Origin of the sequence: Pantoea sp. At-9b (genome assembly GCF_000175935.2) — a bacterium.
Lineage (GTDB): Bacteria > Pseudomonadota > Gammaproteobacteria > Enterobacterales > Enterobacteriaceae > Pantoea.
The window spans coordinates 4,012,255-4,037,149 of sequence record NC_014837.1 but is presented as its reverse complement, the minus strand read 5'-3'; the positions used below and the strand labels follow the sequence as shown (position 1 = coordinate 4,037,149).

Here is a 24,895-nt window from a genome sequence, read left to right as displayed (position 1 = left end):
TCTGAATGCAGCGCGCAGAACATTGCGCTTACCTTGCTGATGTTGCGCGGGTCGCATATTGTTAGCCTCCACTATGCTAAATCAAGTCTGTACCACGAGTTGACGCGATGAAAACCCAACTGATTACCCGTGAGGGCTATAACAAACTGCGTGCTGAGCACGATCATTTGTGGAACGAAAAGCGTCCGGAAATCACCAAAATTGTTTCCTGGGCGGCGAGCCTGGGCGATCGCTCGGAAAATGCCGACTACACCTACAACAAACGTCTGTTGCGGCAAATCGACCGTCGGGTACGGTATCTGCGTAAATGCCTGGCGGAGCTGAAGATCGTTGATTACGCCCCGCAACAGGAGGGGAAAGTGTTTTTTGGTGCCTGGGTTGAGGTGGAGAACGAACAGGGCGAAGTGAAACGCTTTCGTATTGTCGGCCCGGATGAGATCTATGGCGAGGTGAAGGATTACATCTCAATTGACTCGCCGATGGCGCGCGCTTTGATCAAAAAAGAAGTGGATGACGAAGTGACGGTGAATACCCCGGAAGGACAAAAGCTGTGGTTTGTGAACCGTATTGAGTACGTGCAAGACGCGGCAGAAAAAAGAGGCGGAGAATAATAGCTTTTGTAAGAAAGCTTGGGGTGACACTTATTCTCCGGTGGCGAAAGGGCTGGTAAACAACAGGACTGGTCAACAACCGAGAAGGCGCGGCGTTCCGGCCGCGCCAGAAAGTCATTATTTAACGGGTTTTGTGTTGGTGGTGGTTGAGGTCGAGGTGTTGGTGCCATTACCTCCACCGCCTGCGGTGGCTAACGCCACCCCCAGTAATGCGGCAACGACGCCAACCCCGACGGCTTCTGAGGTGCCTTTTGCACGCGAGGAAGCCTGGTTACCGGCGGCTTCACCGACGGCCGTTGCGGCCTTCGCCTGGGTGAGGCCCGTCAGGATCAAGATGCTCAGCAGAACAGCGATTTTTTTCATTTTCTGTCTCTCCACACGAACGCAATTTCACCCGCTATGGAAGCAGTGTCGGAGATCGTGTCGGGAGAGGGAAGTGGGTGTTAGTGGCTGATTTTTATTGCTTTATTTTACGGTGGTCCTTATTTCATCGGCAGGGTGGGATTCCTCCGAGAGCGGAAGGGCAGTAGCATCAACCCATGCCACATTTTATGCTTCCCGGTCAGGTTCGCTGGGATATTCTCAACATGAATAAGCAGAAAAAGGACCGTCAGCGCGGCAGAGCCAGCAGCAACAATAAAATGCGCCGATTTTTCAGATATCCCGCAAACATATTGATCGGATGGGCAAAAAGCGCGAAATGCGCCACAATTAAGCGGCGAAATTAAAGATAAGCTGCTGTTTAATATGCTTTGTAACAATTTCGGCTAGAATATAAACCATTAATGACTGTCACTGTAAGGCATCTTTTTTTAACAATATTGGCTCAGGCAATGGCGCCTTTGGGAGTTGAACATGCAAGAGAACTACAAAATTCTGGTCGTCGATGATGATATGCGTTTGCGCGCGTTGCTCGAACGCTATCTCACCGAACAGGGCTTTCAGGTGCGCAGCGTTGCCAACGCCGAGCAAATGGATCGTCTGTTAACCCGAGAATCTTTCCATCTGATGGTCCTTGACCTGATGCTGCCGGGCGAAGATGGCCTGTCAATCTGCCGCCGCCTGCGTAGCCAAAGCAACCCGATGCCGATCATTATGGTCACCGCAAAAGGGGAAGAAGTGGACCGTATCGTGGGGCTGGAAATCGGCGCTGACGATTACATTCCGAAGCCGTTCAACCCGCGTGAACTGTTGGCGCGTATCCGTGCGGTGCTGCGTCGTCAGGCGAATGAACTGCCAGGTGCACCGTCACAGGAAGAAGCGGTGATTGCGTTTGGTAAATTCAAGCTGAACCTCGGTACGCGTGAAATGTTCCGTGAAGATGAGCCGATGCCGCTCACCAGTGGGGAATTCGCCGTGCTGAAAGCGCTGGTCAGCCATCCGCGCGAACCGCTGTCCCGCGATAAGCTGATGAACCTGGCCCGTGGTCGTGAATACAGTGCGATGGAGCGTTCTATCGACGTGCAGATTTCCCGTCTGCGTCGCATGGTAGAAGAAGATCCGGCACACCCGCGTTACATTCAGACCGTTTGGGGTCTTGGCTACGTCTTTGTTCCGGACGGCAGTAAAGCATGAGGCGATTGCGCTTCTCACCTCGCAGTTCGTTTGCCCGCACCCTGTTATTGATCGTTACCTTGCTGTTCGTCAGCCTGGTAACGACCTATCTGGTGGTGCTCAATTTCGCCATTCTTCCCAGCTTGCAGCAGTTCAACAAAGTCCTCGCTTATGAAGTGCGTATGCTGATGACCGACCGCCTGCAACTGGAAGATGGTACGCAGCTGGAGGTGCCACCGGCCTTCCGGCGTGAAATCTATCGTGAACTGGGCATTTCGCTGTATACCAATGCGGCCGCAGAAGAGAGTGGGTTGCGCTGGGCACAACACTACGAGTTCCTTAGCGAGCAGATGGCGCAGCAGCTTGGCGGGCCAACCGATGTGCGGGTTGAGGTGAATAAAAACTCCCCGGTGGTGTGGCTGAAAACCTGGCTGTCACCCGATATCTGGGTACGCGTGCCGTTGACCGAAATTCACCAGGGCGATTTTTCACCGCTGTTCCGTTACACGCTGGCGATTATGCTGTTGGCGATCGGCGGGGCCTGGCTGTTTATCCGGATTCAGAACCGACCCTTGGTTGACCTCGAACATGCGGCCTTGCAGGTAGGGAAAGGCATCATTCCACCGCCGTTGCGCGAGTACGGCGCATCGGAAGTTCGTTCGGTGACGCGCGCCTTTAACCAGATGGCAGCGGGCGTGAAGCAATTAGCCGATGACCGCACCCTGTTGATGGCCGGTGTCAGCCACGATCTGCGCACCCCGTTGACGCGTATTCGTCTCGCAACTGAGATGATGAGCGAGGAAGATGGCTATCTGGCGGAGTCGATTAACAAAGATATCGAGGAGTGCAACGCGATTATCGAGCAGTTTATCGACTATCTGCGCACCGGGCAGGAGATGCAGACCGAGCGTGCCGATTTGAATAGCGTGCTGGGTGAGGTGGTTGCAGCGGAAAGCGGCTACGAGCGTGAGATTGAGAACGCGGTGATGCCAGAAGAGCTGATGCTGGATATCAATCCGCTGTCGATTAAACGTGCGGTGGCGAATCTGGTGGTGAATGCGGCACGCTATGGCAATGGCTGGATTAAGGTCAGCAGTGGTCAGGAACTGAATCGCGCCTGGTTCCAGGTGGAGGATGACGGTCCGGGGATTAAGCCGGAACAGCTACAGCATCTGTTCCAGCCCTTTGTGCGCGGCGACAGCGCGCGCAGCACCAGCGGCACCGGTCTGGGGCTGGCGATTGTGCAACGTATTATCGATGCCCATGAAGGTTCGCTGGAGATCGGTGTCAGCGAGCGTGGTGGCTTGCGCATTCGCGCCTGGCTGCCCGTACCGGGAACCGGAACCGCGCTGGTCAACAGCAATCATAACGTCTGACGTAGCGGCGCGATTCATCGCGCGCCTTTGACTTTTGTTGTCAACGTGCGCGATAAATCGCGCCGCTACAGGATGGTGTGTGTTACGGCAGTTGCGGCCCGGCCTGTACCAATGCGGCCCCGGCTGCGTTGTCGGTGTATTTCTCAAAGTTGTTGATAAAACGCTGCGCCAAATCCTGTGCCGCTGCCTGCCATGCTGTCGCGCTGCTCCAGCTGGCGCGTGGATCGAGCACCGCGTCATTCACCTGCGCCAGGCTGGTGGGCATTTGCAGGTTAAAGATGGGCAGCGTCTGTGTCTCCACCTCATCCAGCTCACCCGCCAGAATCGCGTTGATAATCGCGCGCGTGTCTTTCAGCGAAATACGTTTGCCGTTGCCATTCCAGCCCGTATTCACCAGATACGCCTGCGCGCCCGCCGCTGCCATGCGTTTCACCAGCACTTCGGCGTACTGCGTTGGGTGCAGGGTGAGAAACGCGGCCCCAAAGCAGGCGGAGAAGGTCGGTGTCGGCTGGGTTACACCGCGTTCCGTACCGGCCAGCTTGGCGGTAAAGCCGGAGAGGAAATGATATTGCGTCTGTTCCGGCGTCAAACGTGAGACCGGCGGTAGCACCCCGAAGGCATCGGCGGTGAGGAAAATCACCCGCTTTGCATGACCCGCTTTGGAAACCGGGCGCACGATGTTTTCGATGTGCTCGATGGGATAAGAGACGCGGGTGTTTTCCGTTTTGCTGGCGTCGGCATAATCGACGCTACCATCACGGCGAACCACCACGTTTTCCAGCAGGGCATCACGGCGAATCGCGTTGTAGATTTCCGGCTCGGCCTGGGCAGACAGGTTGATGGTTTTTGCGTAGCAACCCCCCTCAAAATTGAAGACCCCGTCATCATCCCAGCCGTGTTCATCGTCGCCGATCAACTGACGATCCGGATCGGTCGACAGCGTGGTTTTTCCGGTGCCGGAAAGGCCAAAGAACACGGCCACATCACCGCTTTTACCCACGTTGGCTGAGCAATGCATCGACGCAATGCCTTTCAGCGGCAGCAGGTAGTTCATGATGGCAAACAGACCTTTTTTCATCTCGCCGCCATACCAGGTGCCGCCAATCAGCTGCATGCGTTCAGTCAGGTTAAAGGCGACGAAATTTTCTGAATGCAGCCCCTGGGCTTGCCAGTCAGGGTTGGTGCATTGGGCGGCGTTCATCACCACGAAATCCGGTGTGAACTGTGCCAGTTCGGCGTCACTCGGGCGGATAAACATGTTTTTGACAAAGTGCGCCTGCCACGCCACTTCCATCACAAAACGCACGCTGAGGCGCGTATCCGGATTGGCACCACAGAATGCATCCACCACAAACAGGCGTTTGCCAGACAGCTGTGTGGTGACGCAGTGCTTGAGCGCCTGCCAGGTTTCGCTGGAGAGCGGTTGGTTGTCGTTTTTGCCTTCGCCACTGTCGTTCCACCACAGCGTGTCGCGCGTGGTGTCATCACGCACGATGTACTTATCCTTTGGCGAACGTCCGGTGAAGATACCCGTATCGACAGCGATAGCCCCGCTTTGCGTCAGGATGCCCCGTGCATAACCTTCCAGTTCGGGGCGGGTTTCTTCCTGAAACAGGGTGTCGAAGTCAGGGTTGTACACCACGTCTGTGGTGCCATTGATGCCCAAAGTGGCGAGATCGTGCGATGTCAGGCCGTTAACGCGCATGTGAATGCTCCTCATCGGGGTCTGTTCTATTTGTAATTATGAAAGATGATCCTGCAGGTCGGCCCGCTCAGGGGCGAAGGATGATCGCGCGCAGTGTACTCCAGTTGAGAGGCTGGGAAAGGTTTGTCAGTCAGAAATGCGACTCAGGGCGCGTTAAGTGGATTAATCTGCCACTTATGAAACTAAAGTTAGGGAAAAGAAGGTAATTTCTTTGAAAATGAAGGGGATGTGAGAGGGCGGCGAGGCCGCCCTCTCATGATCAATGCAGCTGATCGCTACTGCCTGTTGGCGTATTGCGGATGGCTGCGATATCGACGGCATCGTAAACATAATGCGCGCCGCAGTAATCGCAGTGCATGTCGATTTCACCATCTTCTTCTAGGATTTCATCGACTTCTTCAACCGGCAGCGTTTTCAGCACTTCACCACAGCGCTCACGTGAACAGGTGCATTTGAAGCTGACCGGCGTGGGATCGTACACCGTGGCTTCTTCCTGGTGGTACAGACGCCACAGCACGTCAGTGGCAGCCATTTCAATCAACTCTTCACTTTTCACGGTTTCGGTCAGGGTCGCCAGGTGATTAAAGTCGTCGAGATTCGGTTCCTGAGCGGGCAGCACCTGCAATAAGATCCCGGCCGCGCCTTTATCATTGGTACGAATAAACAGGCGGGTAGGCAGCTGTTCAGAACGCATAAAGTAATCTTCCAGACAACCAGCCAGCGTATCGGCTTCCAGCCCAACCACTCCCTGATAGCGCTCGCCTTTCTCCGGGGAGATGGTGATCACCAGATAGCCGTTGCCAACCATTTGCTTCAGACTGCTGCCGGGCGCGATCTCTTCTTTCACGCGTGCCACACCGCGCAGCTCCTGGCGGTTGTTACCGTTGATCACCGCCAGCGACAGCGGGCCATCGCCTTGCAACTGCACGGTGATATCGCCATCGAATTTCAGCGTGGCGGTCAGCAGGCTGGTGGCCACCAGCAGCTCACCCAGCAGGGTTTTCACCGGTTCGGCGTAGTCGTGGTTTTCCACGATGTCACGCCAGGTCTGGGAAACATTCACCAGCTCGCCGCGCACGGCTACATTTTCAAACAGATAACGATGCAGTTGATCTTGAACAGACATAGGTTTTCTCTCGTTGGGGCGCGAGTTATTCATCGCCCGACAATTTAAATTTCATCAGATCGCGGCGCTCCTTCTTATCCGGGCGGCGATCCGGGTGCGGCATACTCAGCGCGTTCATCTTGCGCGCCAGCGCCAGCTTTTCCCGTTTCTCAATGCTGGCAGCCGTTTCAGCATAAAGTCCCTGTGCTTCAGTAGCCGGACGCCGCTGCTCGCTGATGGCGGTGATGATGACGGTGCGTTCATCATTGCCCTGACGTAGCGTCAGTTCTGCTTCCAGTTCCACCAGCTTGCTTGGCTTGCTGCGCTGGCCGTTGTAATGCACCTTGCCGCCTTCAATCATCTCGCGGGCGATGGCTCGGGTTTTGTAAAAACGCGCCGCCCACAGCCATTTGTCGAGGCGCACGCCTTCGCTGTTTTTCTCTTTCATTGCGGCTCCTGATTTAACCCAGCGTTTCCAGTAGCTCCCGATAATCCCGCACCGCCGGATGGCGGCTGAAAGATTGGTCCGGGCGGCCAGAATCCGGATTGCTGACGCCTAAACACCAACCGATGCCCCAGTGCGTAGCGGCATCAAGAATCGGTTCGCTGTCATCAATAAACAGCGTGCGCGCATTGTTGAAGCCGGTTTGTTGCTGTACCGCTTGCCAGAGACGCTGGTCCTCTTTCGGATACCCAAAGGTATGGGTAGAAAGTAATAAATCAAGGTGGGCAGCCAATCCGGTCTGCGCCAGTTTGACGTCCAGATTGTAAGGATGGGCATTGGTCAGCAGAATGGTGCGTTTACCCGCCGCACGCAGCGCCTGCAAAAACGGCAGCGTATCCTCGCGCATCGTTGCGCGATCGCGCTGTGCAAAGGTCATGGCGCGGATATCCAATGCCAGTTCCTGTGACCAGTAATCCAGACAGTACCAGTTTAGCGTATGCGCAACGGCGTGATACTTTTCCCGGATCAGCTGATGCGCGTCGGCCAGTGTGATGGCCCGCTCGCGACTCAGGGTTTCCGGGACATGCTCCAGCCAGAAGTGGCGATCAAAAGCGAGATCGAGCAAGGTGCCGTCCATGTCCAGCAACACCGTATCGATCCCGGCCCAGTTAAGCGTGACTTGCATGTTTTTCCCCCGCCCTGAAAACAGGGCGACAGGGTAGCACAGAAGGGAAAGGCTCAGAACAGCGAGCGCACGCTCTGCATGGTGCTGAGATTGTGGTTAAAACATTTGTCGTAGTATTGCTGAATCTCGGCCATTCGCAGGCGATTGCGATGGACACGGCGTAACGCCAACAGCCCATTAATCACTGCGCATCCCGCCAATACCACCATCAACAATGCCGTGCCGAGATAACGCCACTGCGCCAGCGCATCCGGTTCATTGTGCAGTGCGATATGACGCGTGCCATTGGCGTCAGTGGTGATGCTGGTAATGATGCCGCTGGCAGTGAAGGGCGTATGCAGCAGCATACCGGACATATGTTGCAGTTCACGCCATTGTGATGGCGCATCTAAATCAAACAAAGGGACGGACGGCTGTGGCTGATTGACCAACTGGCGGCCTTCATCGCTAATGATGAGAAAACCGCCCGGCGGCGGGCTGTTCAGGTTCTCCGCTGCGCGACGTGTTTCACGCGAGAAGAAGGTCGACGTCGCGGTGTTGACGAGGTTTTCCAGTGCTTCGGCGCTGACCGGACGCAATAACACGTTCATGCCATTCAGGCGGCCGGAATCTGCACGATGGATCAGGGTGTCCCAATCTTTCGCATTACCGAGATTGACCAGCGCATTTTTCAGGCGCACACAATCCTGCTGCTGGCTGCACAGATCCTGGGTTTTCAGCACCAGATCGGAGAAATCGTCCAGCAGAATCATGCCCGACTTCTGAATAGCGGAGGCGAGTTGTGGATTGAGTTTCGGATCGGTGTTGGTTTCAGGATGTAGCTGACGTGTCGTGGTGTCGAGCAGCGCGGCAGCTTTATCAATAATATCGGATTGCGGTTGTGGCAGCGGTGTCGCGTTATTCCAGTAGATGGCGGAGCAGTCGAACGGCATAAAGGCATAGCTGCGATTGCTTTGATAATTACCGGGTACGGAACACATACCGGTGCCGCTGACCTTCAGGCTATCGCCAATATGCAGCGGCATGGCATTGAGTTTATCGACGCTATTCACTTCCAGGCTTTCGGTGCCTTTGACCCAGGCAAGGCTGAGTTTGATCGGCATGCTGAGGGGTATCCAACTGACCAGCATCACCAGCACCAGTAACGAGCCGCAGGCCAGTACCAGATTCTTACGCCAACGCTGTACCGGGAAGTTACGCACCTCATCCTGTAACGACAAAAAACGTCCCTGACGGACCACCTGGCGGTTCAGGTAAATATCGACATCCGTGACCTGGCCTAAATCGTGCGCCACATAGGGCTGCCAGTGTGACGGATAGACCAAATCGATAATGCCCAGCGAGATGTTGCTCTGCTCCTGATTTGACTCACCAAACAAGCCCCAGCGTTTCGGTGCGCCGCGCAGGCAGTGCACTTCACGCAGACCATTTTCACCGGGGAAGCGGTACAGGAACCACAGGCTGACGGCGATCATCGCGCTGGCGAGCAGGGCCATCCAAATCATCATGCTGCCGGGCACCACCAGACTGAGGAAGAACAACAAAAAGGCAAAACAGATGGTGGCGGCTTCGCGGGTGCCGTCGGGACGTGACAATCGGTATTCTTCAAGTGTCTCTTTGCGCACGCGCAGCAACTCAACGTTTTCGCTCTCTTCTTTGCGAATCGAGGCGTTGGTCGACATGGACCGCACCAGCGGCGGGAGCGCGGGCTGCTCCACCACGTAATTCACCAGGGAATGACCATTGAGTGAAATGACCAGCGGCATGGTTTGCGTGCGGATCAGTTCGACGTAGTTTTCATCGGCAATGTACTGTTCCCACAGCGGCGGCAGATGCACTTCGACGGCATCCAGATAATAACGCCATTTCTGTGGATCATCGGTCGATAGACCATAGCGGGTGATGGCGCGGGTGACGGGGTAGACGTTATTGCTTTGTGCGGTCAGCGTCAGACCTTCTGACTCCTGCTGTTTTTTACCCGCGCGGGTGCCAGGTTGCTGGCGCTGTTTGCCGAGGGCCGCAATGTATCTTTCCACGGCCACACGTTCTTCATCGGTGAGTTTACGGTAGGGCGGATTAATGAACGGCAGAGGTTTCGCCAACGGCGGACGATGCCGCATAGCGTACCAATAACCTATGCCCGCGAGCATGGAGCAAGCCATCACAATGGCCAAAATAATGATAATTGTGCTCATGCTCTGCTCAGTTCAGCCAAAAAACTGCCTTCACGTTAACGATCTGCTCCCGATGAATGATCAATACAGGTCAATTTTGGCGAGCTGATGTCATTCTGACAAGTGAAATGTCAGATAAAATAACGCGCAAAATCATTGAATTAGAAATTATTAGATTATTCCTTACAGGAATGTTATCGGGACTCCACTCAATTAAATATCGGTATTTTCTGAATTTCCCCTCTTATCATTGACTTATTGTGAGAATTTTAATGCAGAAATAACAATATGTTGTTAGTACCGGTTAGCAAATATATGACAGCATAGTTTACCTGTGCTGTTTGTCGCACAATTGTTCTGGCTTCGGTATGCTGTGCCGATGCTGGCATTATCGCATCACAAGGTCGTGCAAAGTTTGAGGCTGATATGAAAACTCCACAGAAAAAACCTGACATCCTCAACATCGAGACGGTGGCTCGTTCCCGGTTATTTACTATTGAAGCTGTCGATCTCGCTTTCAGTAATGGTGCGAAGCGGGTTTATGAACGTATGAAACCGTCCGAACGTGAAGCGGTAATGATTGTACCCATTCTTGGTGATGATGTGATTCTGATTCAGGAATATGCCGTCGGGTTGGAAAGCTATGAACTGGGCTTCCCCAAGGGATTAATCGATCCCGGAGAAAACGCGTTTGAAGCGGCGGACCGTGAGCTAAAGGAAGAAGCGGGTTTCGGTGCCACGAAACTGGAAGCGCTTGGTAAGCTGACGATGGCTCCCTCTTATTTCTCCAGCAAGATGAATATCGTGGTGGCGGAAGGGTTGTATGAAGAGAAGCTGGAAGGCGACGAGCCGGAGCCGCTGATTGTACGCCGTTGGCCGTTGAACAATCTGCTGGCGTTACTTGATGAACCCGATTTTCGTGAAGCCCGCAACGTCAGCGCGCTGTTTCTGGTGCGCGAGTGGCTGGTGAAGCAGGGACGTCTGACCTATTGATGAAGGTGTCATCTGTAGCGGCGCGATTTATCGCGCCAGTTTTATTCGATGTCCATAAAAAAGCCGGCAACCTGTGCCGGCTTTTTTGATCAGAACAATTCGTGGCTTTGTCCGTTGTCCATGATGGTGGTGCCGACGTCATGCACCGAGTATTCCGTCGGCTGTGTGCCGTTGATGAAATACTCCTGACGCGAATTACCGCCGCCATTCGCCAACTTGCCGGTACTGCGATCAATGGTCACTGTCACCACGCCATCTGGTGGTGTCAGTGGCTGATCCGGCACACCATCCAGTGCGATTTTCATATACGCATCCCACGCGGGTTGTGCGCTCTTCGCACCGCCTTCATAGCCAGAAATCTGATCCGGAATGGCACCAGAAACCGTGGTGCGACCCAGCGCGCGTGAATCATCAAAGCCGATCCACACGGAGGTCACGACGCCAGGGCCATAACCGGAGAACCAGGCATCTTTCGAGCTGTTCGTCGTACCGGTTTTGCCACCGATGTCGTTACGTTTCAGGTCACGGCTGGCGCGCCAGCCTGTCCCCATCCAGCCCGGTTCACCAAAGATATTGGTGTTCAGCGCGCTTTTAATCAGGAACGACAGCGGTGTATTGATCACATGCGGCGCGTACTGCTGCTCGCCTGCGGGTTGCGGCTGGGCTGGCACTTGCTCCAGCTCCGGCTGCGGCACCGTCTGGTTTTGCGCCTGATTGGACACCGCCACGTTTTCAACGCTCTCTTCATTCAGCGCGAGGGATTTCTGCGTATCACCGTAAATCACCGGCAAATTGCACTGCGGACAGGCGATTTTCGGTTTGGCTTCAAACACCGTGGTGCCCTGTTCATTGACAATTTTGGTGATGAAATAGGGATCAATCAGGAAGCCGCCGTTCGCCATCACCGAGTAGCCACGCGCCACCTGCATGGGGGTGAACGATGCCGCACCCAGCGCCAGTGATTCGGTATGCACAATGTTTTGCGCCGGGAAGCCGAAACGTTGCAGATACTGCGCCGCGTAATCAACACCCATCGCGCGCATGGCGCGGACCATCACCACGTTTTTCGACTGGCCTAAGCCCTGACGCAGACGAATTGGGCCGTCATAGGTAGGTGGTGAGTTTTTCGGTCGCCAGTCAGCACCGGCACCCGCATCCCAACGTGAAATCGGCACATCGTTGAGGATCGAGGCCAGTGTCAGGCCACGGTCCATCGCTGCGGTATAGAGGAACGGTTTAATATTGGAACCGACCTGACGCAGCGCCTGAGTTGCGCGGTTAAACATGCTCTGGTTGAAGTCAAAACCACCCACCAACGCACGTACCGCACCGTCTTCAGGATTGAGTGACACCAGGGCAGAGTTGACGACCGGCACCTGGCCCAGCCACCAATCGTTGTCGACTTTGCGTACCCAAATCTGCTGTCCGGTTTGCAGCACCTGCGACACGCTCCGTGGCGCAGGGCCTTGCAGCATGTCGGATTTGTAGGCACGCGCCCAGCGTACACCCGCCATCGTCAGTGACACGCTGCTGCCATCTTTCAGCATCGCTGTGGCTTCGTCGTTGCTCACGTTGGTAACGACCGCCGGATTCAGCGGGCCGTACAGCGGCAGATCTTTCAGCGCGTTCTGGATGCGGGTTTTATCCCAGCTGGCTTCACCCACTTTCCATAACACGTTAGTCGGGCCACGATAACCGTGACGCATGTCATACGCCATCACGTTGTTACGCACTGCCTGCTGTGCCGCTTCCTGCAAACGGCGGGTCACGGTGGTGTATACCTTGTAACCATCCTCGTAGGCACTGTCGCCGTAACGTTTCACCATCTCCTGGCGCACCATCTCACTCAGATACGGTGCAGCAAAGGCGATTTCCGGGCCGTGATAGCTGGCGGCCAACGGAGTGTTACGGGCGTCGTCGTACTGCTGCTGGGTGATGTAGTTCTGGTCCAGCATCCGCGACAGCACCACATTACGACGCGCCAGCGCGCGCTGGTGTGAGTAAAGGGGGTTGAAGGTGGACGGCGCTTTTGGCAGACCCGCAATCATCGCCATCTCACTCAGCGACAGCTGATCGACCGACTTGCCAAAATAGACCTGTGCGGCCGCACCGACGCCGTAGGCGCGGTAGCCGAGGTAAATTTTATTGAGGTACAGCTCCAGAATCTCATCTTTGCTCAGCAGCTGTTCAATACGAATCGCCAGGAACGCTTCCTTAATCTTACGCATCAGCGTGCGTTCTGGACTGAGGAAGAAGTTACGAGCGAGCTGCTGGGTAATAGTACTCGCACCCTGGGAGGCATGGCCGGATACCAGCGCAACGCTGGCAGCACGGAAAATACCTACCGGATCAACACCATGATGCTCGTAAAAACGGCTATCTTCGGTGGCAATAAACGCTTTGATCAGCTCAGGCGGCATTTGTTGCAGGGTGAGCGGCACACGGCGTTTCTCACCGTACTGGGCGATAAGCTCGCCATCCGCACTGTAAACCTGCATTGGGGTTTGCAGGCGCACATCTTTCAATGTGTTTACGTCGGGCAACTGCGGCTCTATGTATTTGTACAAACCATAAATCGAGCCGGCTCCCAGCAAGATGCAACACACTGCAAGGATTAATAAATACTTTACGAACTTCACCTGAGATTTCCCATCTGTTGTCGTTTGGGCAGTTTATAAACAATCGCGCGGTAGTATAAAGGCAAGCCTGACGCTTTGATATACCCGGCATACTTCAAGTCCCCTGCGGGACGACTTTTGGGACAGACGCGCAGGTCCCTGGCGGCTAACCCGGGAGTTTATGCAGGAGCAACCCGGCAGCGACACGAGATATTTCGGGTATTTACCTCTTACGATAAGGAGATCGTGCGTATGACTTTTCAGCGCTGGCAAATTGGCCTGGATATTCAGAACGGGAAATTATGTACGCTGGCGATTCAGCGTCGACGTCAAGGCTGGCAACTCAGGCATTGGCAGCAGCAGGCGCTGCCAGAAGAGACGTTAAAAAACGGTGTGCTACAGTCGTCAGCCGCGCTATTGGCGGCGCTACGCCAGTGGCGATGTCAGCTACCGAGCCGCTATTCATTGCGTGTCGGCTTGCCACCGCAACTGGTGCTGCAACGCACGTTAGCGTTACCGGATGTCACGCTGCGTGAACCGGCACTCAATCGCTATGTTCAGGCGTCGTCACAACGCCTGTTTCCGGTCGAGCCAGCATCGCTGGCGCTGGATTATCGTGCATCCTCCGCATCAACCCAGCTATGCATCACCGCGGCACGGCGTGAAGTGATTGCACAGTGGCTCGAACCCTTGCAACAGGCTGGTTTGCAACCTGATGTATTTGAATTGAGCAGCCTCGCACTGGCGCAGGTTGCATGGCGTTTGCCATTACGCCCTCAGCAATTGTTGATTCATCCGTTGAGCGATCACTGGCTGTGGTATCTGGCGGGGGAGACACCCACCTCAGGAGCATGTTGCGAGCCCCTTTCGCTGGCGCAAGTGCAGGCGACATTTCCGGGGATGGTGTCGGCGCTCAGTACCACACCGATGACCGGATTCACCGCTGTACGCCCCTTTTCATTGCTGCACTATTTACAGCTGCCATTGCCCGATCACGAGGGCGACTTTGCCCTGGCGCTTGGCCTGGCATTGCGCCCGGAGGATGCCTGATGTTGACGGTTAATTTGCTTCCCTGGCGGCTTCAGCGCTGGCAGCGTCAGAGACAACAGCATCTGATGCTGCTGGTGAGCTGCGCAGGCCTCTGCTTGCTGATTTTACTGTTGTGCGGTTGGCGCGGCTATCTCGTCGATCAGCAACAGCAGGCTGAACAACGACAACTGACACAGCGCATTGGCGAGCTGGATCAGCAATTGATTGAGCAGCAGAGGTTGTTGCTGCAACGTGATGCGTTAGTGCAAACGCAACGCCGGCAACAAATGCGCCAATTGCAGCATCTCGCCTGGCAACAGTTCTGGCAGCAACTTCCCAAGTTGATGCCAGCAGGGCTGTGGCTAAGCCGTGTGGAACGCAGGCAGGGGCAACTGGTGCTGGAAGGCCTGGCGTCGGGGATGGCTGAGATTAGCGATTTTCGTCGCCTGCTGGCGAAGCAATCGCTGTTTCCGGTGATTCGCCAGGGCAACGTACAGCGCCAGCCAGAGGGGCACTATAGCTTTACGTTGCGTGCTCAGGTGACGGAGGTGAACGGTGAATGAAGCACTACAGCGCTGGATGCACCTGGCGCTACCCTTGCGCGTTGCTTTATTACTGGGGCTGGCACTGCTGGTGTTGGCGCTGGCCTGGCTGGTGGTGTTGTTACCGCAGCAGCAGGCCAATGCACGGCAGGAACACCAACTCCGGCAACAGGCACAGCTGGAAAAACAGCGGCAGCAACAACTTGCGTTGCGCCCATCGATTGCTGGTTTGCTGTCTGAAATTAACGCATTACAACAACCCACTGCTTCCCCCCAACCGCGTCTGTTACTTGAAAGCCTGCTGGCGGAACGGGGAACCCAACTGGACGCCTGGCAGCCGGAAAGCCAACCGCAGCACATTGTACTTAAACTGAACTGGCAGCAATTCACGCCGCTGTTTGCTGAGTTGGCGCATACGGCGTTACCGGTGCCGGAACGCTTTCAGCTTCAGGCGGAGCAGGGCACGCTGATGACGCAGCTGTGGCTGGAGAACCGTGATGAGGAGTAGCACGCTCCTGTGTCTCCTGCTGTGTAGCACGATGGTGCTGGCGCGCGACCCTTTCCAGCCCGTGGCTCCTGCACTCTGTCAGACCGCGCCAGCCCCTCCGCAGGGATGGCGGTTGCAAGGCATTGTCGGTGTGCCTGATCACTATGTTGCTTGGCTCCGTTCACCGCAGGGAAAAAACGTCAGGCTGATGGAACACATGCAATTGCCACAGCTGCCCTGGCGTGTACAACAACTGACAGCCCGTTCGTTACTGTTGCATGTGGAGCAAGGCTGTTCACCGCAGCAGATGCAATTTCGTATAAAAGGAGGTTTTTATGCCACGGATGAAGGTATGGCTGCTGCTATTTCTGGGCCTGAGCGCACCACTGCACGCCAGTGAGCAGCGACTGAGTCTGGTCTTCGACGATACACCGGTGGAAAACATCTTGCAGGCACTGGCAGATTACCAACAAACCAACCTGTTGATTGCCCCGGGGGTTGAAGGTCGGCTTTCCCTGCGGCTGGAGGATATCGAGTGGCAACGCGCGCTGGCGCTGGTTGCCCGGCTGGCGCGGCTGAGTGTGGTGCAGGAAGAGGGGGTGTTACTGATTTATCCCGAAAGCTGGCAGCAATGGCAGGCACAAAAAATACAGGCAGAGCGCGAAGAACAGCAGCAGCAGATCGCGCTGACTCAGCAGACGGTAACCTTTCATTACGCCAATGCCGGTGATGCCGCGCGCAGTTTGCAAGCGGAGCGTTCGCTGATGACGCCACGCGGTAGCGTCACCGTGGATAGCCGTACTAACAGTTTGCTGTTGCGCGATACCCCTCGGGCGTTGCAGGAAACAGTTCGCTGGCTTAACGCATTGGATCTGCCGCTGGAGCAGGTTGAGTTGTCCGCCCATATCGTGACCATCAGCGAGGAACATTTGCGCGAGCTGGGGGTGAATTGGGGACTTTCTCCGGCGGAAGAGGTGATGCAAACCCTGCGCAATCCTCAACTGGCGATCCCGCTGGCGGTGAGTAATCCGGCATTCCGCATGGGGGTAACGCTGGGACACATAGGGGGAGATCTGCTCAATCTTGAGTTGAGCGCGCTGGAGCAGGAGAGCCAGATTGACATCATCGCCAGCCCACGGCTTTTTACCTCACATCAGCAAACCGCCACCATTAAACAGGGAACGGAAATTCCCTATGAAGTGAAATCCGGTAACAGCGGCGCGACGGCGATCGAATTTAAGGAAGCAGTACTGGGTATGGAGGTGACGCCCGTGGTGCTGGGCAATGGCCGTATTCAGTTAAAACTACGCTTGAGCCAGAATATGCCGGGCCGCAGTATTAACACGGGTGAGCATCAAACCTTAAGTATTGATAAACAGGAAATCGACACCCAGGTCACGCTGCGGGATGGTGAAACCCTGGCGCTGGGCGGGATTTTTCAGCAGCAGCGAGCGCAAAACGAAAATCGTGTGCCCTGGCTGGGGAAACTCCCGGTGGTGGGAAATCTTTTTCGCCATCAAACGGATGAGCACAAGAAAAAGGAGTTGGTGATCTTCATTACACCGAGACTGGTCAGGGAAGCAGCGCTTACGACCGGATAAAGAGGAAAATTCACTCTGTGATGCCAACTGCGTTGACGCAGGACAGGAATTAGCTTACAAGGTTTAGCGATTTTTAAACGGTGTAACGGAACGCGACAAAAAATCTCCCGATGGGCGTCCAGTCACAAGCGATACTGGCGTCAAATGAACATATACCCTGAGGTCTAATGGGGGTGCGGAGGTGCGTTACCGTCTCGCGAACCACAGACCGGTCCTGTTAAGAGGTCGCCGGGGGCAATTTATTCGGTTGCCAAACGGCCATGAGTGTTGAGATAATTTTTCGTCTGACTCTTGCTAACGCTCATGAGGTCTCAGTTCCTGTCCCGCCAGCTAAAGCTGAACGCGGGGTATCATCAACGAATTCTTAGTAATACCGACAAAATGGCAGAGAAACGCAATATCTTTCTGGTTGGGCCGATGGGTGCCGGCAAAAGCACTATTGGTCGTCAGTTAGCTCAGCAACTCAATATGGAATTTTTCGATTCCGATCAGGAAATTGAGCGACGTACCGGAGCGGATGTGGGCTGGGTGTTTGACGTTGAAGGCGAAGCGGGTTTCCGCGATCGTGAAGAAAAGATTATCAATGAACTGACCGAGAAGCAGGGCATCGTGCTGGCTACTGGTGGCGGTTCCGTCAAATCCCGAGAAACCCGTAATCGTCTCTCCGCCCGCGGTGTGGTCGTCTACCTCGAAACCACCATCGAAAAGCAACTTGCTCGCACCCAGCGTGATAAAAAGCGCCCGTTGCTGCAGGTTGATTCGCCGCCGCGTGAAGTACTGGAAGCGCTGGCTGGCGAACGTAACCCGCTTTATGAAGAGATCGCTGATGTCACTATCCGCACGGATGACCAGAGTGCAAAAGTAGTGGCGAATCAGATCATCAATATGCTGGAAAAAAGTTAATCCAGCGCCTGAGAGCTAATTCATAGGTATCGGTCATCATGGAGAAGATCACTGTCTCACTCGGGGATCGCAGTTACCCCATCACCATTGCTGCCGGGCTGTTTAACGATCCGGCTTCCTTTTGGCCGCTGAAAGCCGGTGACAATGCCATGCTGGTGACTAACCAGACGCTGGCACCGATCTATTTGCAGAAGCTGTCGGCGTTGCTGAGTGCAGCAGGGGTGAAAGTGGATCAGGTGATCCTGCCCGATGGCGAGCAGTATAAAACGCTGGCGGTAATGGATGAGGTGTTTACAGCTCTGCTGCAGAAACCTCATGGCCGTGATACTACGCTGATTGCGCTTGGCGGTGGTGTGATTGGTGATCTCACCGGTTTCGCTGCGGCCAGCTATCAGCGCGGCGTGCGTTTTATTCAAGTACCGACCACATTGCTTTCTCAGGTGGACTCCTCCGTTGGCGGCAAAACCGCTGTTAACCATCCGCTCGGCAAAAACATGATTGGCGCGTTTTATCAGCCTGCCTCGGTGGTGGTCGATACCGATTGTCTTGCCACGCTGCCGCCGCGCGAACTGGCGTCAGGTCTGGCGGAAGTTATTAAATACGGCATCATTCTTGATGGTGATTTTTTCCAGTGGCTGGAGCAAAATCTTGATGCTCTGCTGGCCCTGGATGAAAAAGCCATGGCTTACTGTATTCGCCGCTGCTGCGAGCTGAAAGCTGAAGTGGTGGCAGCCGATGAACGTGAAACCGGTCTGCGTGCCCTGCTGAATCTCGGCCATACTTTTGGTCATGCCATCGAAGCCCATATGGGGTATGGCAACTGGCTGCACGGTGAAGCGGTGGCGGCTGGCATGGTCATGGCGGCACGTACCGCTGAACGTCTTGGTCAGTTCAGTGCGGCGGATACCGATCGCATCATTGCATTGCTGTTGCGGGCCGGTTTACCGGTGCATGGCCCGGAAAGCATGGCGGCAGAAGCGTATTTGCCGCATATGATGCGTGATAAAAAAGTACTGGCGGGCGAACTGCGTCTGGTGCTACCTCTCGCTATCGGTCGCTCTGAAGTGCGTGCAGGCGTGGCACATGATATGGTGCTGGCTGCAATTAACGATTGTCAGAAATCATTATAATACCCAACGGGTAGAGAAAAGAGTGGTGATGCGGTGCGTCGGATGCGTACCGTTTTACGGAGGAGGCTAAATGGATGAGTTTAAACCGGAAGACGAGTTAAAACCTGATGCCAGTGACCGTCGTCCCACGCGGCCCCGCAAATCGTCGTCTGCGCCAAAAGTAAAAGTACCGGTTTCCCGTCAGCATATGATGATGGGTATCGGGATTCTGGTTCTGTTATTGCTGGTTCTGGGGATTGGCTCGGCGCTGAACGGCCCGGATGAAAGCAAACCCGCGAATACCGCAGGAAATAACAGCGCGGCCCCCGCTTCTGGTGGCGCGGAAAAGAATATTGACCTCTCCGGTTCCACCTCCATGAGTGGCCAGCAGAACGCGACGCCAGCGCCGGAAGGCAGTGCAGCGCAGACTGCCGCGAATACGCCAGCCACTGACAATGGTTCACAATCCATTTCCATGCCCCCTGTGTCCTCAACGCCAACCCAGGCGGCACCAGTGGACACACCGCCAAATCAGCAACGCGTGACCTTACCGGGTGATCTCAACACCGCACTGAATAATCAGCAGGGCCAGGTTGATAACGCCGCACAAGGTGCGCAGGGCAGCAGTTCATTGCCTACGGCACCGGCGACGGTCAGCGGCAGCGGTAAAGCCATTGCTCCGCCGATCGCGCGTGAAGAAAAAACGCGTGCCAGCAGCCCGCGTGAAACGCATCCGACCACGCATAAAACGCCTGCGGCCACCAAACCCGCCGTGCGGGAGAGCAAACCGCAGTCGACGGTCGCGCACAGCGCAGCACCGGTCAGCAGTGGTGCCAGCAAGTCGCTGCCTGCGGGTAATTATACGTTGCAGTTAAGCGGGGCATCGAAAGCGGAAAGCCTGAATGCCTGGGCGAAGAAACAGAATTTGAGCGGCTATCACGTGTATAAAACTACCCGTAATGGTCAGCCCTGGTATGTGCTGGTAAGCGGCTCCTACGCCACACCGGCAGATGCCAAACGCGCGGTCTCTTCGCTGCCAGCCGAAGTGCGGGCGCAGAACCCGTGGGTGAAACCCCTGAGCCAGGTGAAAAAAGAGAGCGAGTAATCATTGTGGGGCCGCGTCACTGTGGCCCCGTTGTAAGCGCAAAGCTGCTGTCGGTATCGCCACAGCCAATAATTAAGATGTAATAACCACGACAGCATGAAAAAAAATCGCGCTTTCCTGAAATGGGCCGGAGGGAAATACCCGCTCCTTGATGACATTCGTCGTCACTTGCCGCAAGGCGACTGCCTGATTGAGCCCTTTGTTGGTGCCGGTTCTGTGTTTCTCAACACGGATTACGACCGCTATCATCTGGCGGATATCAATAGTGACCTGATCAACCTTTACAACATCGTCAAAACGCGCACGACCGAATTTATTGACGATGCGCGTAAGTTATTCACGCCGGAAGTGAACAACGCTGAGTTCTATTACGCGCAGCGGGTGGCTTTTAACGCCAGCCGTGATGTGTATCAGCGGGCTGTGCTGTTTCTGTATCTCAATCGTCACGGTTATAACGGCCTGTGCCGCTACAATTTGCGTGGTGAATTCAATGTGCCTTTTGGCCGTTATCGCAAACCTTATTTTCCTGAAGCGGAACTGCTGTGGTTTGCTGAGCGGGCGCAAAAAGCCACCTTTGTCTGCGAATCTTACGATGTTACTCTGAACCGCGCGCACAAAGGCTCGGTGGTGTATTGCGATCCGCCATATGCACCTTTGTCGGCGACGGCCAATTTTACTGCCTACCACACCAACAGTTTCAGCATGCGTGAGCAGCAGCATCTGGCGGAACTGGCGGCGCAGTTGGCTAACGAGAATCAGATCCCGGTATTGATTTCCAACCACGATACCCTGCTGACGCGTGAGTGGTATCGGAATGCGGTATTACACGTTGTCAAAGCCCGGCGTTCCATCAGCCGAAGCATAAGTGGTCGCACTCAGGTTGACGAACTGCTGGCGCTTTTCCGCTAGCCTGTTTCGTCCGCGACCAACGCATTACGCCAGCTCGCGCTGGTGCACAAAATTGGGAGAATCGGATGAAACAATTTTTACTGGCCCCTTCAATCCTGTCTGCTGACTTCGCCCGTCTGGGAGAAGACACCGCCAAAGCGCTGGCGGCAGGCGGCGATGTGGTGCATTTCGATGTGATGGATAACCACTATGTTCCCAATCTGACGATGGGGCCGATGGTGCTGAAAGCATTGCGCGATTACGGCATCACCGCACCGATCGATGTGCACCTGATGGTAAAACCGGTCGATGAACTGATCCCAGCCTTTGCCAAAGCCGGTGCCAGCTACATTACCTTTCACCCCGAAGCCAGCCAGCATGTTGACCGCACGCTGCAACTGATCAAAGAGCACGGCTGTAAAGCGGGCCTGGTGTTTAACCCGGCAACACCGCTCAGCTATCTCGATTATGTGATGGATAAGCTGGATATCATTCTGCTGATGTCGGTTAACCCGGGCTTTGGCGGTCAGTCTTTCATTCCCGGTACGCTGGATAAACTGCGTCAGGCGCGTCGTCTCATTGATCAGAGCGGCTACGATATCCGTCTGGAAGTGGATGGCGGCGTGAAAATTGACAATATCGGCCAGATCGCCGCTGCCGGTGCAGATATGTTTGTCGCCGGTTCGGCCATTTTTGGTCACCCCGATTACAAAAAAGTGATCGATGCGATGCGTGGCGAACTGGAGAAAGTTAATGGCTCATTTCACTGATATTCGTGCGCTGGCGTTTGATCTGGATGGCACGTTGGTGGACAGTGCGCCGGGTCTGGCGCAAGCCATTGATCATGCCCTGGCTGATTTGCAATTACCGCCAGCGGGCGTAGCCCGTGCCTCAACCTGGATTGGTAACGGTGCCGATGTGATGATGACACGCGCGCTGACCTGGGCGTTGGGGCGCGAACCGCAGGAAAATGAGCAGCGGGATGCACGCACGCTGTTCGACAAGTATTATGCCGAAACTGTGGAAGCGGGCAGTACGCTGTTCCCTCAGGTCAAAGTCACGCTGGCGAAATTAGCGGAAAAGGGCTTGCCGCTGGCGATTGTCACGAATAAGCCGACGCCGTTTGTTGCTCCGCTGTTGGCTTCATTGGGTATTGCCGATTACTTTTCTCTGATTATCGGCGGTGATGATGTGGTAGTGAAAAAACCGCATCCGGCGGCGATTTTCCTCGTACTGGGACGATTTGGTGTGTTACCACAGCAATTGCTGTTTGTTGGTGATTCACGCAATGATATCCTCGCAGCCCAGGCAGCAGGCGTACCGAACATTGGCATGACCTTTGGCTACAACTACGGTGAACCTATCGCCAGCAGCCAACCCGATTTAACACTCGACTCTTTTGACGAACTTTTGCCCGTTCTCGGGCTGTGATTATCAGGACATAAGCATGAGCAAACCCATCGTTTTCAGCGGCGCCCAGCCTTCCGGTGAACTGACCATTGGCAACTACATGGGTGCGCTGCGTCAGTGGGTGCAGATGCAGGATGATTTCCACTGCATTTACTGCATCGTCGATCTGCACGCCATTACCGTGCGCCAGGACCCCGTCGCGCTGCGTAAAGCAACGCTCGATACCCTGGCGTTGTATCTTGCCTGCGGTATCGACCCGAACAAAAGCACCATCTTTGTTCAGTCGCATGTGCCGGAGCACGCGCAGCTAAGCTGGATCCTCAACTGTTACGCCTACTTCGGCGAGTTGAGCCGTATGACGCAGTTCAAAGACAAATCTGCGCGTTATGAAGAAAACATCAACGCCGGTCTGTTCGACTACCCGGTGCTGATGGCGGCCGACATCCTGCTGTATCAGACCAATCAGGTGCCGGTGGGCGAAGATCAGAAGCAGCATCTGGAGCTGAGCCGCGATATCGCCCAGCGTTTCAATGCGCTGTACGGCGACATCTTCAAAGTGCCGGAACCCTTCATTCCGAAATCAGGTGCACGCGTGATGTCACTGCTGGAGCCGACCAAGAAGATGTCGAAGTCCGATGACAACCGCAACAACGTGATCGGCCTGCTGGAAGACCCGAAATCGGTGGTGAAGAAAATTAAGCGTGCGGTCACCGACTCTGAAGAGCCGCCAGTCGTGCGTTACGATATCAAAGAGAAAGCCGGGGTATCGAACCTGCTGGATATCCTCTCGGGCGTGACAGGCAAAACCGTCACTGAGCTTGAGCAGGAGTTTGAAGGCAAGATGTACGGCCACCTGAAAGGTGCCGTTGCAGATGCGGTTTCTGGCATGCTGACCGAATTGCAGGAGCGTTACAACCGCTACCGCAATGATGAAGACTTCCTCAATCAGGTGATGCGTGATGGTGCGGCCAAAGCCCGTGCGCATGCGCAGGAAACGCTGAAGAAGGTGTACGAAGCGGTTGGCTTTGTTGCTCAGCCTTAAGCGCTGGTGTGGTTAAAGTGAAACGGCGGGCCAGATGGTCCGCCGTTGTTGTTTATCAGAACCAGCGTAACTGATCGCGCAATCCCACCACACGGCCCACAATGATCAGCGCCGGGCTGGCGAACTGCTGTGCCAGCGAAGCCAGTTCACCCAGCGTGCCGGTGGCGACGCGCTGTTGCGGGGTGGTGCCGTTTTGCACCAACGCTACCGGCATCTTCGTATCCATGCCATGCGACATCAGTTGGTGCTGAATCTCCGCTGCCTGCGTCAGGCCCATATAAAACACCAACGTCTGCTGCTCAGCAGCCAGTTTTTGCCATTCAATTTCGCCATGTTGCTGCAAATGGCCGGTGACAAAACGCACGCTCTGCGCATGGTCGCGGTGGGTGAGCGGGATGCCACTGTAGGCCGCACAGCCGGAGGCGGCGGTAATTCCCGGCACCACGCTAAACGGGATCTGATGCTGTGCCAGCACTTCCAGTTCCTCCCCCCCACGACCAAAAATAAAGGGATCACCACCTTTGAGGCGCACGACGCGTTTGCCACGCTGTGCCTGCTCCAGCAGCAACTGATTGATCTCCGATTGCGGAACGCAATGGTGTCCGGCGCGTTTGCCGACAAAGATACGCTCGGCATCACGGCGTACCAGGTTAAGGATCGGGTCGGATATCAGGCGGTCATATACCACCACATCCGCCTGCTGGAGATGTTGTAAGCCTTTGAGCGTCAGCAGCCCCGCATCGCCAGGCCCGGCACCAACCAATACCACTTCACCTTGTTGCGACAGCGGCGCATCAAATAGCGTCTCGACCAGCGCCTCCGCGCGGGGATGATCGCCGTTCACCAGTGTTTGCGCCAGGCGGTCGCTGGCAAAGAAACGTTCCCAAAAATGGCGACGCTGGGCCATGCTATGAAAACGCGTTTTCACCCGCTCACGCAGTGAACCGGCCAGGGTGGCTAACTGGCCAAGATGCTGCGGTAACATCGCTTCCAGTTTCTCACGTAGCAGGCGGGCCAGCACCGGTGCGCGACCGCCGCTCGATACGGCGATCATCAACGGCGAACGGTCGACGATAGAGGGCATGATGGCGCTGGCCTGTTCAGGCGCATCAACCAGATTACAAAAAATACGCCGTGCTTCAGCGGCTGCGCCCACCTGTTGATTTACAGCGTCATCATTGGTGGCGGCAATGACCAGCCAACAGTTTGCCAGCCACTCTTCACTGAAGACGCCGGGTAGCAGCACGACTTTCCCTTGTTGCTCCCATTGCTGAAAAGCGGGGGAGAAATCCAGCGCACCAACGTGCAGGTCAGCACCGGCCTCCAACAGCAAGCGCGCTTTGCGTTCCGCGACATCACCGCCGCCGACTAATAAACAGCGTTTGCCCTGAAGACGGCAAAACAGGGGAAAGTAATCCATAGCTCATCCTAAAAAATGACGGCAATAACCCGTAGCAGCGCGATTTATCGCGCAATCCCGTGCGCCGTGCGGGAAATACGCGCGATAAATCGC

24 protein-coding genes are annotated in these 24,895 nt (G+C 55.3%); 16 read left to right on the top strand and 8 right to left on the bottom strand.

Annotated elements, in window-relative coordinates:
* Positions 1-107: 107 nt before the first annotated feature.
* Complete coding sequence (gene greB, locus PAT9B_RS18685; RefSeq protein ID WP_013510829.1) at positions 108-611, top strand: transcription elongation factor GreB; 504 nt, start codon at positions 108-110, stop codon at positions 609-611.
* A 117-nt stretch (positions 612-728) separates the two neighbouring features.
* Here greB and yjbE read toward each other — a convergent pair whose 3' ends face one another.
* Positions 729-974 carry an exopolysaccharide production protein YjbE gene (yjbE, locus tag PAT9B_RS18680; protein ID WP_013510828.1) on the bottom strand — a complete coding sequence of 82 codons (246 nt, stop codon included), beginning with the start codon at positions 972-974 and terminating at the stop codon, positions 729-731.
* Positions 975-1,466: 492 nt separating this feature from the next.
* On the opposite strand from yjbE, the gene ompR reads away from it, so the two are divergent.
* Positions 1,467-2,186 carry a two-component system response regulator OmpR gene (gene ompR / locus PAT9B_RS18675; protein WP_001157751.1) on the top strand — a complete coding sequence of 240 codons (720 nt, stop codon included), beginning with the start codon at positions 1,467-1,469 and terminating at the stop codon, positions 2,184-2,186.
* A complete protein-coding gene (gene envZ / locus PAT9B_RS18670) occupies positions 2,183-3,541 on the top strand; it encodes a two-component system sensor histidine kinase EnvZ (protein ID WP_013510827.1) in 1,359 nt (452 codons plus the stop codon). The genes ompR and envZ overlap by 4 nt, the downstream gene beginning before the upstream one ends.
* 82 nt (positions 3,542-3,623) lie before the next feature.
* Here envZ and pckA read toward each other — a convergent pair whose 3' ends face one another.
* From pckA to PAT9B_RS18645, 5 genes are all read right to left on the bottom strand, one after another.
* Positions 3,624-5,246, bottom strand: a complete 1,623-nt coding sequence (pckA, locus tag PAT9B_RS18665) for a phosphoenolpyruvate carboxykinase (ATP) (protein WP_013510826.1) — start codon at positions 5,244-5,246, stop codon at positions 3,624-3,626.
* Positions 5,247-5,505: 259 nt separating this feature from the next.
* The gene (gene hslO / locus PAT9B_RS18660) at positions 5,506-6,372 is read right to left on the bottom strand and encodes an Hsp33 family molecular chaperone HslO (RefSeq protein ID WP_013510825.1); all 867 of its coding nucleotides are present in this window, start codon (positions 6,370-6,372) and stop codon (positions 5,506-5,508) included.
* Positions 6,373-6,397: 25 nt separating this feature from the next.
* On the bottom strand, positions 6,398-6,799 hold the full coding sequence (hslR, locus tag PAT9B_RS18655) for a ribosome-associated heat shock protein Hsp15 (RefSeq protein WP_013510824.1): 402 nt from the start codon (positions 6,797-6,799) through the stop codon (positions 6,398-6,400).
* A gap of 13 nt (positions 6,800-6,812) precedes the next feature.
* Positions 6,813-7,481 (bottom strand): GMP/IMP nucleotidase, encoded by a 669-nt coding sequence (gene yrfG / locus PAT9B_RS18650; RefSeq protein WP_013510823.1) that lies wholly within the window; start codon positions 7,479-7,481, stop codon positions 6,813-6,815.
* 53 nt (positions 7,482-7,534) lie between these two features.
* The gene (locus tag PAT9B_RS18645; RefSeq protein ID WP_013510822.1) at positions 7,535-9,676 is read right to left on the bottom strand and encodes an intracellular growth attenuator family protein; all 2,142 of its coding nucleotides are present in this window, start codon (positions 9,674-9,676) and stop codon (positions 7,535-7,537) included.
* A 405-nt stretch (positions 9,677-10,081) separates the two neighbouring features.
* Between PAT9B_RS18645 and nudE the strand changes: the two genes are divergently transcribed.
* Positions 10,082-10,648 (top strand): ADP compounds hydrolase NudE, encoded by a 567-nt coding sequence (gene nudE / locus PAT9B_RS18640; protein ID WP_013510821.1) that lies wholly within the window; start codon positions 10,082-10,084, stop codon positions 10,646-10,648.
* Between the two features lie 89 nt (positions 10,649-10,737).
* Here the strand turns inward: nudE and mrcA are convergent, their stop codons facing one another.
* Positions 10,738-13,287 (bottom strand): peptidoglycan glycosyltransferase/peptidoglycan DD-transpeptidase MrcA, encoded by a 2,550-nt coding sequence (gene mrcA, locus PAT9B_RS18635; RefSeq protein ID WP_013510820.1) that lies wholly within the window; start codon positions 13,285-13,287, stop codon positions 10,738-10,740.
* 231 nt (positions 13,288-13,518) lie between these two features.
* Between mrcA and pilM the strand changes: the two genes are divergently transcribed.
* The 12 genes from pilM (at position 13,519) to trpS (ending at position 23,382) form a co-directional block, all read left to right on the top strand.
* Positions 13,519-14,316: a type IV pilus biogenesis protein PilM gene (gene pilM / locus PAT9B_RS18630; protein ID WP_013510819.1), complete on the top strand. Its 798-nt coding sequence runs from the start codon at positions 13,519-13,521 to the stop codon at positions 14,314-14,316.
* On the top strand, positions 14,316-14,858 hold the full coding sequence (locus PAT9B_RS18625; RefSeq protein WP_013510818.1) for a PilN domain-containing protein: 543 nt from the start codon (positions 14,316-14,318) through the stop codon (positions 14,856-14,858). Before pilM ends, PAT9B_RS18625 begins: the two co-directional genes overlap by 1 nt.
* A complete protein-coding gene (locus PAT9B_RS18620; RefSeq protein WP_013510817.1) occupies positions 14,851-15,345 on the top strand; it encodes a hypothetical protein in 495 nt (164 codons plus the stop codon). Before PAT9B_RS18625 ends, PAT9B_RS18620 begins: the two co-directional genes overlap by 8 nt.
* Positions 15,335-15,724: a HofP DNA utilization family protein gene (locus PAT9B_RS18615; RefSeq protein ID WP_013510816.1), complete on the top strand. Its 390-nt coding sequence runs from the start codon at positions 15,335-15,337 to the stop codon at positions 15,722-15,724. The genes PAT9B_RS18620 and PAT9B_RS18615 overlap by 11 nt, the downstream gene beginning before the upstream one ends.
* Positions 15,669-16,925 (top strand): DNA uptake porin HofQ, encoded by a 1,257-nt coding sequence (gene hofQ, locus PAT9B_RS18610; protein ID WP_013510815.1) that lies wholly within the window; start codon positions 15,669-15,671, stop codon positions 16,923-16,925. Before PAT9B_RS18615 ends, hofQ begins: the two co-directional genes overlap by 56 nt.
* Before the next feature lie 381 nt (positions 16,926-17,306).
* Positions 17,307-17,828, top strand: coding sequence for a shikimate kinase AroK (gene aroK / locus PAT9B_RS18605; RefSeq protein ID WP_041525861.1), 522 nt, complete (start codon positions 17,307-17,309; stop codon positions 17,826-17,828).
* Between the two features lie 38 nt (positions 17,829-17,866).
* Entirely contained in the window at positions 17,867-18,958 is a 1,092-nt protein-coding gene (aroB, locus tag PAT9B_RS18600; RefSeq protein ID WP_013510813.1) for a 3-dehydroquinate synthase, read from the top strand.
* Positions 18,959-19,028: 70 nt separating this feature from the next.
* Positions 19,029-20,042: an SPOR domain-containing protein gene (locus tag PAT9B_RS18595; protein WP_013510812.1), complete on the top strand. Its 1,014-nt coding sequence runs from the start codon at positions 19,029-19,031 to the stop codon at positions 20,040-20,042.
* A 96-nt stretch (positions 20,043-20,138) separates the two neighbouring features.
* Entirely contained in the window at positions 20,139-20,951 is an 813-nt protein-coding gene (gene dam, locus PAT9B_RS18590) for an adenine-specific DNA-methyltransferase (RefSeq protein WP_013510811.1), read from the top strand.
* Positions 20,952-21,016: 65 nt separating this feature from the next.
* Positions 21,017-21,700: a ribulose-phosphate 3-epimerase gene (rpe, locus tag PAT9B_RS18585; RefSeq protein ID WP_013510810.1), complete on the top strand. Its 684-nt coding sequence runs from the start codon at positions 21,017-21,019 to the stop codon at positions 21,698-21,700.
* Positions 21,684-22,361 carry a phosphoglycolate phosphatase gene (locus PAT9B_RS18580; protein WP_013510809.1) on the top strand — a complete coding sequence of 226 codons (678 nt, stop codon included), beginning with the start codon at positions 21,684-21,686 and terminating at the stop codon, positions 22,359-22,361. Before rpe ends, PAT9B_RS18580 begins: the two co-directional genes overlap by 17 nt.
* A 16-nt stretch (positions 22,362-22,377) precedes the next feature.
* On the top strand, positions 22,378-23,382 hold the full coding sequence (gene trpS, locus PAT9B_RS18575; RefSeq protein ID WP_013510808.1) for a tryptophan--tRNA ligase: 1,005 nt from the start codon (positions 22,378-22,380) through the stop codon (positions 23,380-23,382).
* A 55-nt stretch (positions 23,383-23,437) separates the two neighbouring features.
* On the opposite strand, the gene cysG is transcribed toward trpS, so the two are convergent.
* Entirely contained in the window at positions 23,438-24,802 is a 1,365-nt protein-coding gene (gene cysG / locus PAT9B_RS18570) for a siroheme synthase CysG (protein ID WP_013510807.1), read from the bottom strand.
* Between the last annotated feature and the right edge of the window lie 93 nt (positions 24,803-24,895).

Coding starts and splice junctions, on each gene's coding strand:
- greB (WP_013510829.1), top strand. CDS start 108: ATGAAAACCCAACTGATTACCCGTGAGGGCTATAACAAACTGCGTGCT.
- yjbE (WP_013510828.1), bottom strand. CDS start 974: ATGAAAAAAATCGCTGTTCTGCTGAGCATCTTGATCCTGACGGGCCTC.
- ompR (WP_001157751.1), top strand. CDS start 1,467: ATGCAAGAGAACTACAAAATTCTGGTCGTCGATGATGATATGCGTTTG.
- envZ (WP_013510827.1), top strand. CDS start 2,183: ATGAGGCGATTGCGCTTCTCACCTCGCAGTTCGTTTGCCCGCACCCTG.
- pckA (WP_013510826.1), bottom strand. CDS start 5,246: ATGCGCGTTAACGGCCTGACATCGCACGATCTCGCCACTTTGGGCATC.
- hslO (WP_013510825.1), bottom strand. CDS start 6,372: ATGTCTGTTCAAGATCAACTGCATCGTTATCTGTTTGAAAATGTAGCC.
- hslR (WP_013510824.1), bottom strand. CDS start 6,799: ATGAAAGAGAAAAACAGCGAAGGCGTGCGCCTCGACAAATGGCTGTGG.
- yrfG (WP_013510823.1), bottom strand. CDS start 7,481: ATGCAAGTCACGCTTAACTGGGCCGGGATCGATACGGTGTTGCTGGAC.
- PAT9B_RS18645 (WP_013510822.1), bottom strand. CDS start 9,676: ATGAGCACAATTATCATTATTTTGGCCATTGTGATGGCTTGCTCCATG.
- nudE (WP_013510821.1), top strand. CDS start 10,082: ATGAAAACTCCACAGAAAAAACCTGACATCCTCAACATCGAGACGGTG.
- pilM (WP_013510819.1), top strand. CDS start 13,519: ATGACTTTTCAGCGCTGGCAAATTGGCCTGGATATTCAGAACGGGAAA.
- PAT9B_RS18625 (WP_013510818.1), top strand. CDS start 14,316: ATGTTGACGGTTAATTTGCTTCCCTGGCGGCTTCAGCGCTGGCAGCGT.
- PAT9B_RS18615 (WP_013510816.1), top strand. CDS start 15,335: ATGAGGAGTAGCACGCTCCTGTGTCTCCTGCTGTGTAGCACGATGGTG.
- hofQ (WP_013510815.1), top strand. CDS start 15,669: ATGAAGGTATGGCTGCTGCTATTTCTGGGCCTGAGCGCACCACTGCAC.
- aroK (WP_041525861.1), top strand. CDS start 17,307: ATGGCAGAGAAACGCAATATCTTTCTGGTTGGGCCGATGGGTGCCGGC.
- aroB (WP_013510813.1), top strand. CDS start 17,867: ATGGAGAAGATCACTGTCTCACTCGGGGATCGCAGTTACCCCATCACC.
- PAT9B_RS18595 (WP_013510812.1), top strand. CDS start 19,029: ATGGATGAGTTTAAACCGGAAGACGAGTTAAAACCTGATGCCAGTGAC.
- dam (WP_013510811.1), top strand. CDS start 20,139: ATGAAAAAAAATCGCGCTTTCCTGAAATGGGCCGGAGGGAAATACCCG.
- rpe (WP_013510810.1), top strand. CDS start 21,017: ATGAAACAATTTTTACTGGCCCCTTCAATCCTGTCTGCTGACTTCGCC.
- PAT9B_RS18580 (WP_013510809.1), top strand. CDS start 21,684: ATGGCTCATTTCACTGATATTCGTGCGCTGGCGTTTGATCTGGATGGC.
- trpS (WP_013510808.1), top strand. CDS start 22,378: ATGAGCAAACCCATCGTTTTCAGCGGCGCCCAGCCTTCCGGTGAACTG.
- cysG (WP_013510807.1), bottom strand. CDS start 24,802: ATGGATTACTTTCCCCTGTTTTGCCGTCTTCAGGGCAAACGCTGTTTA.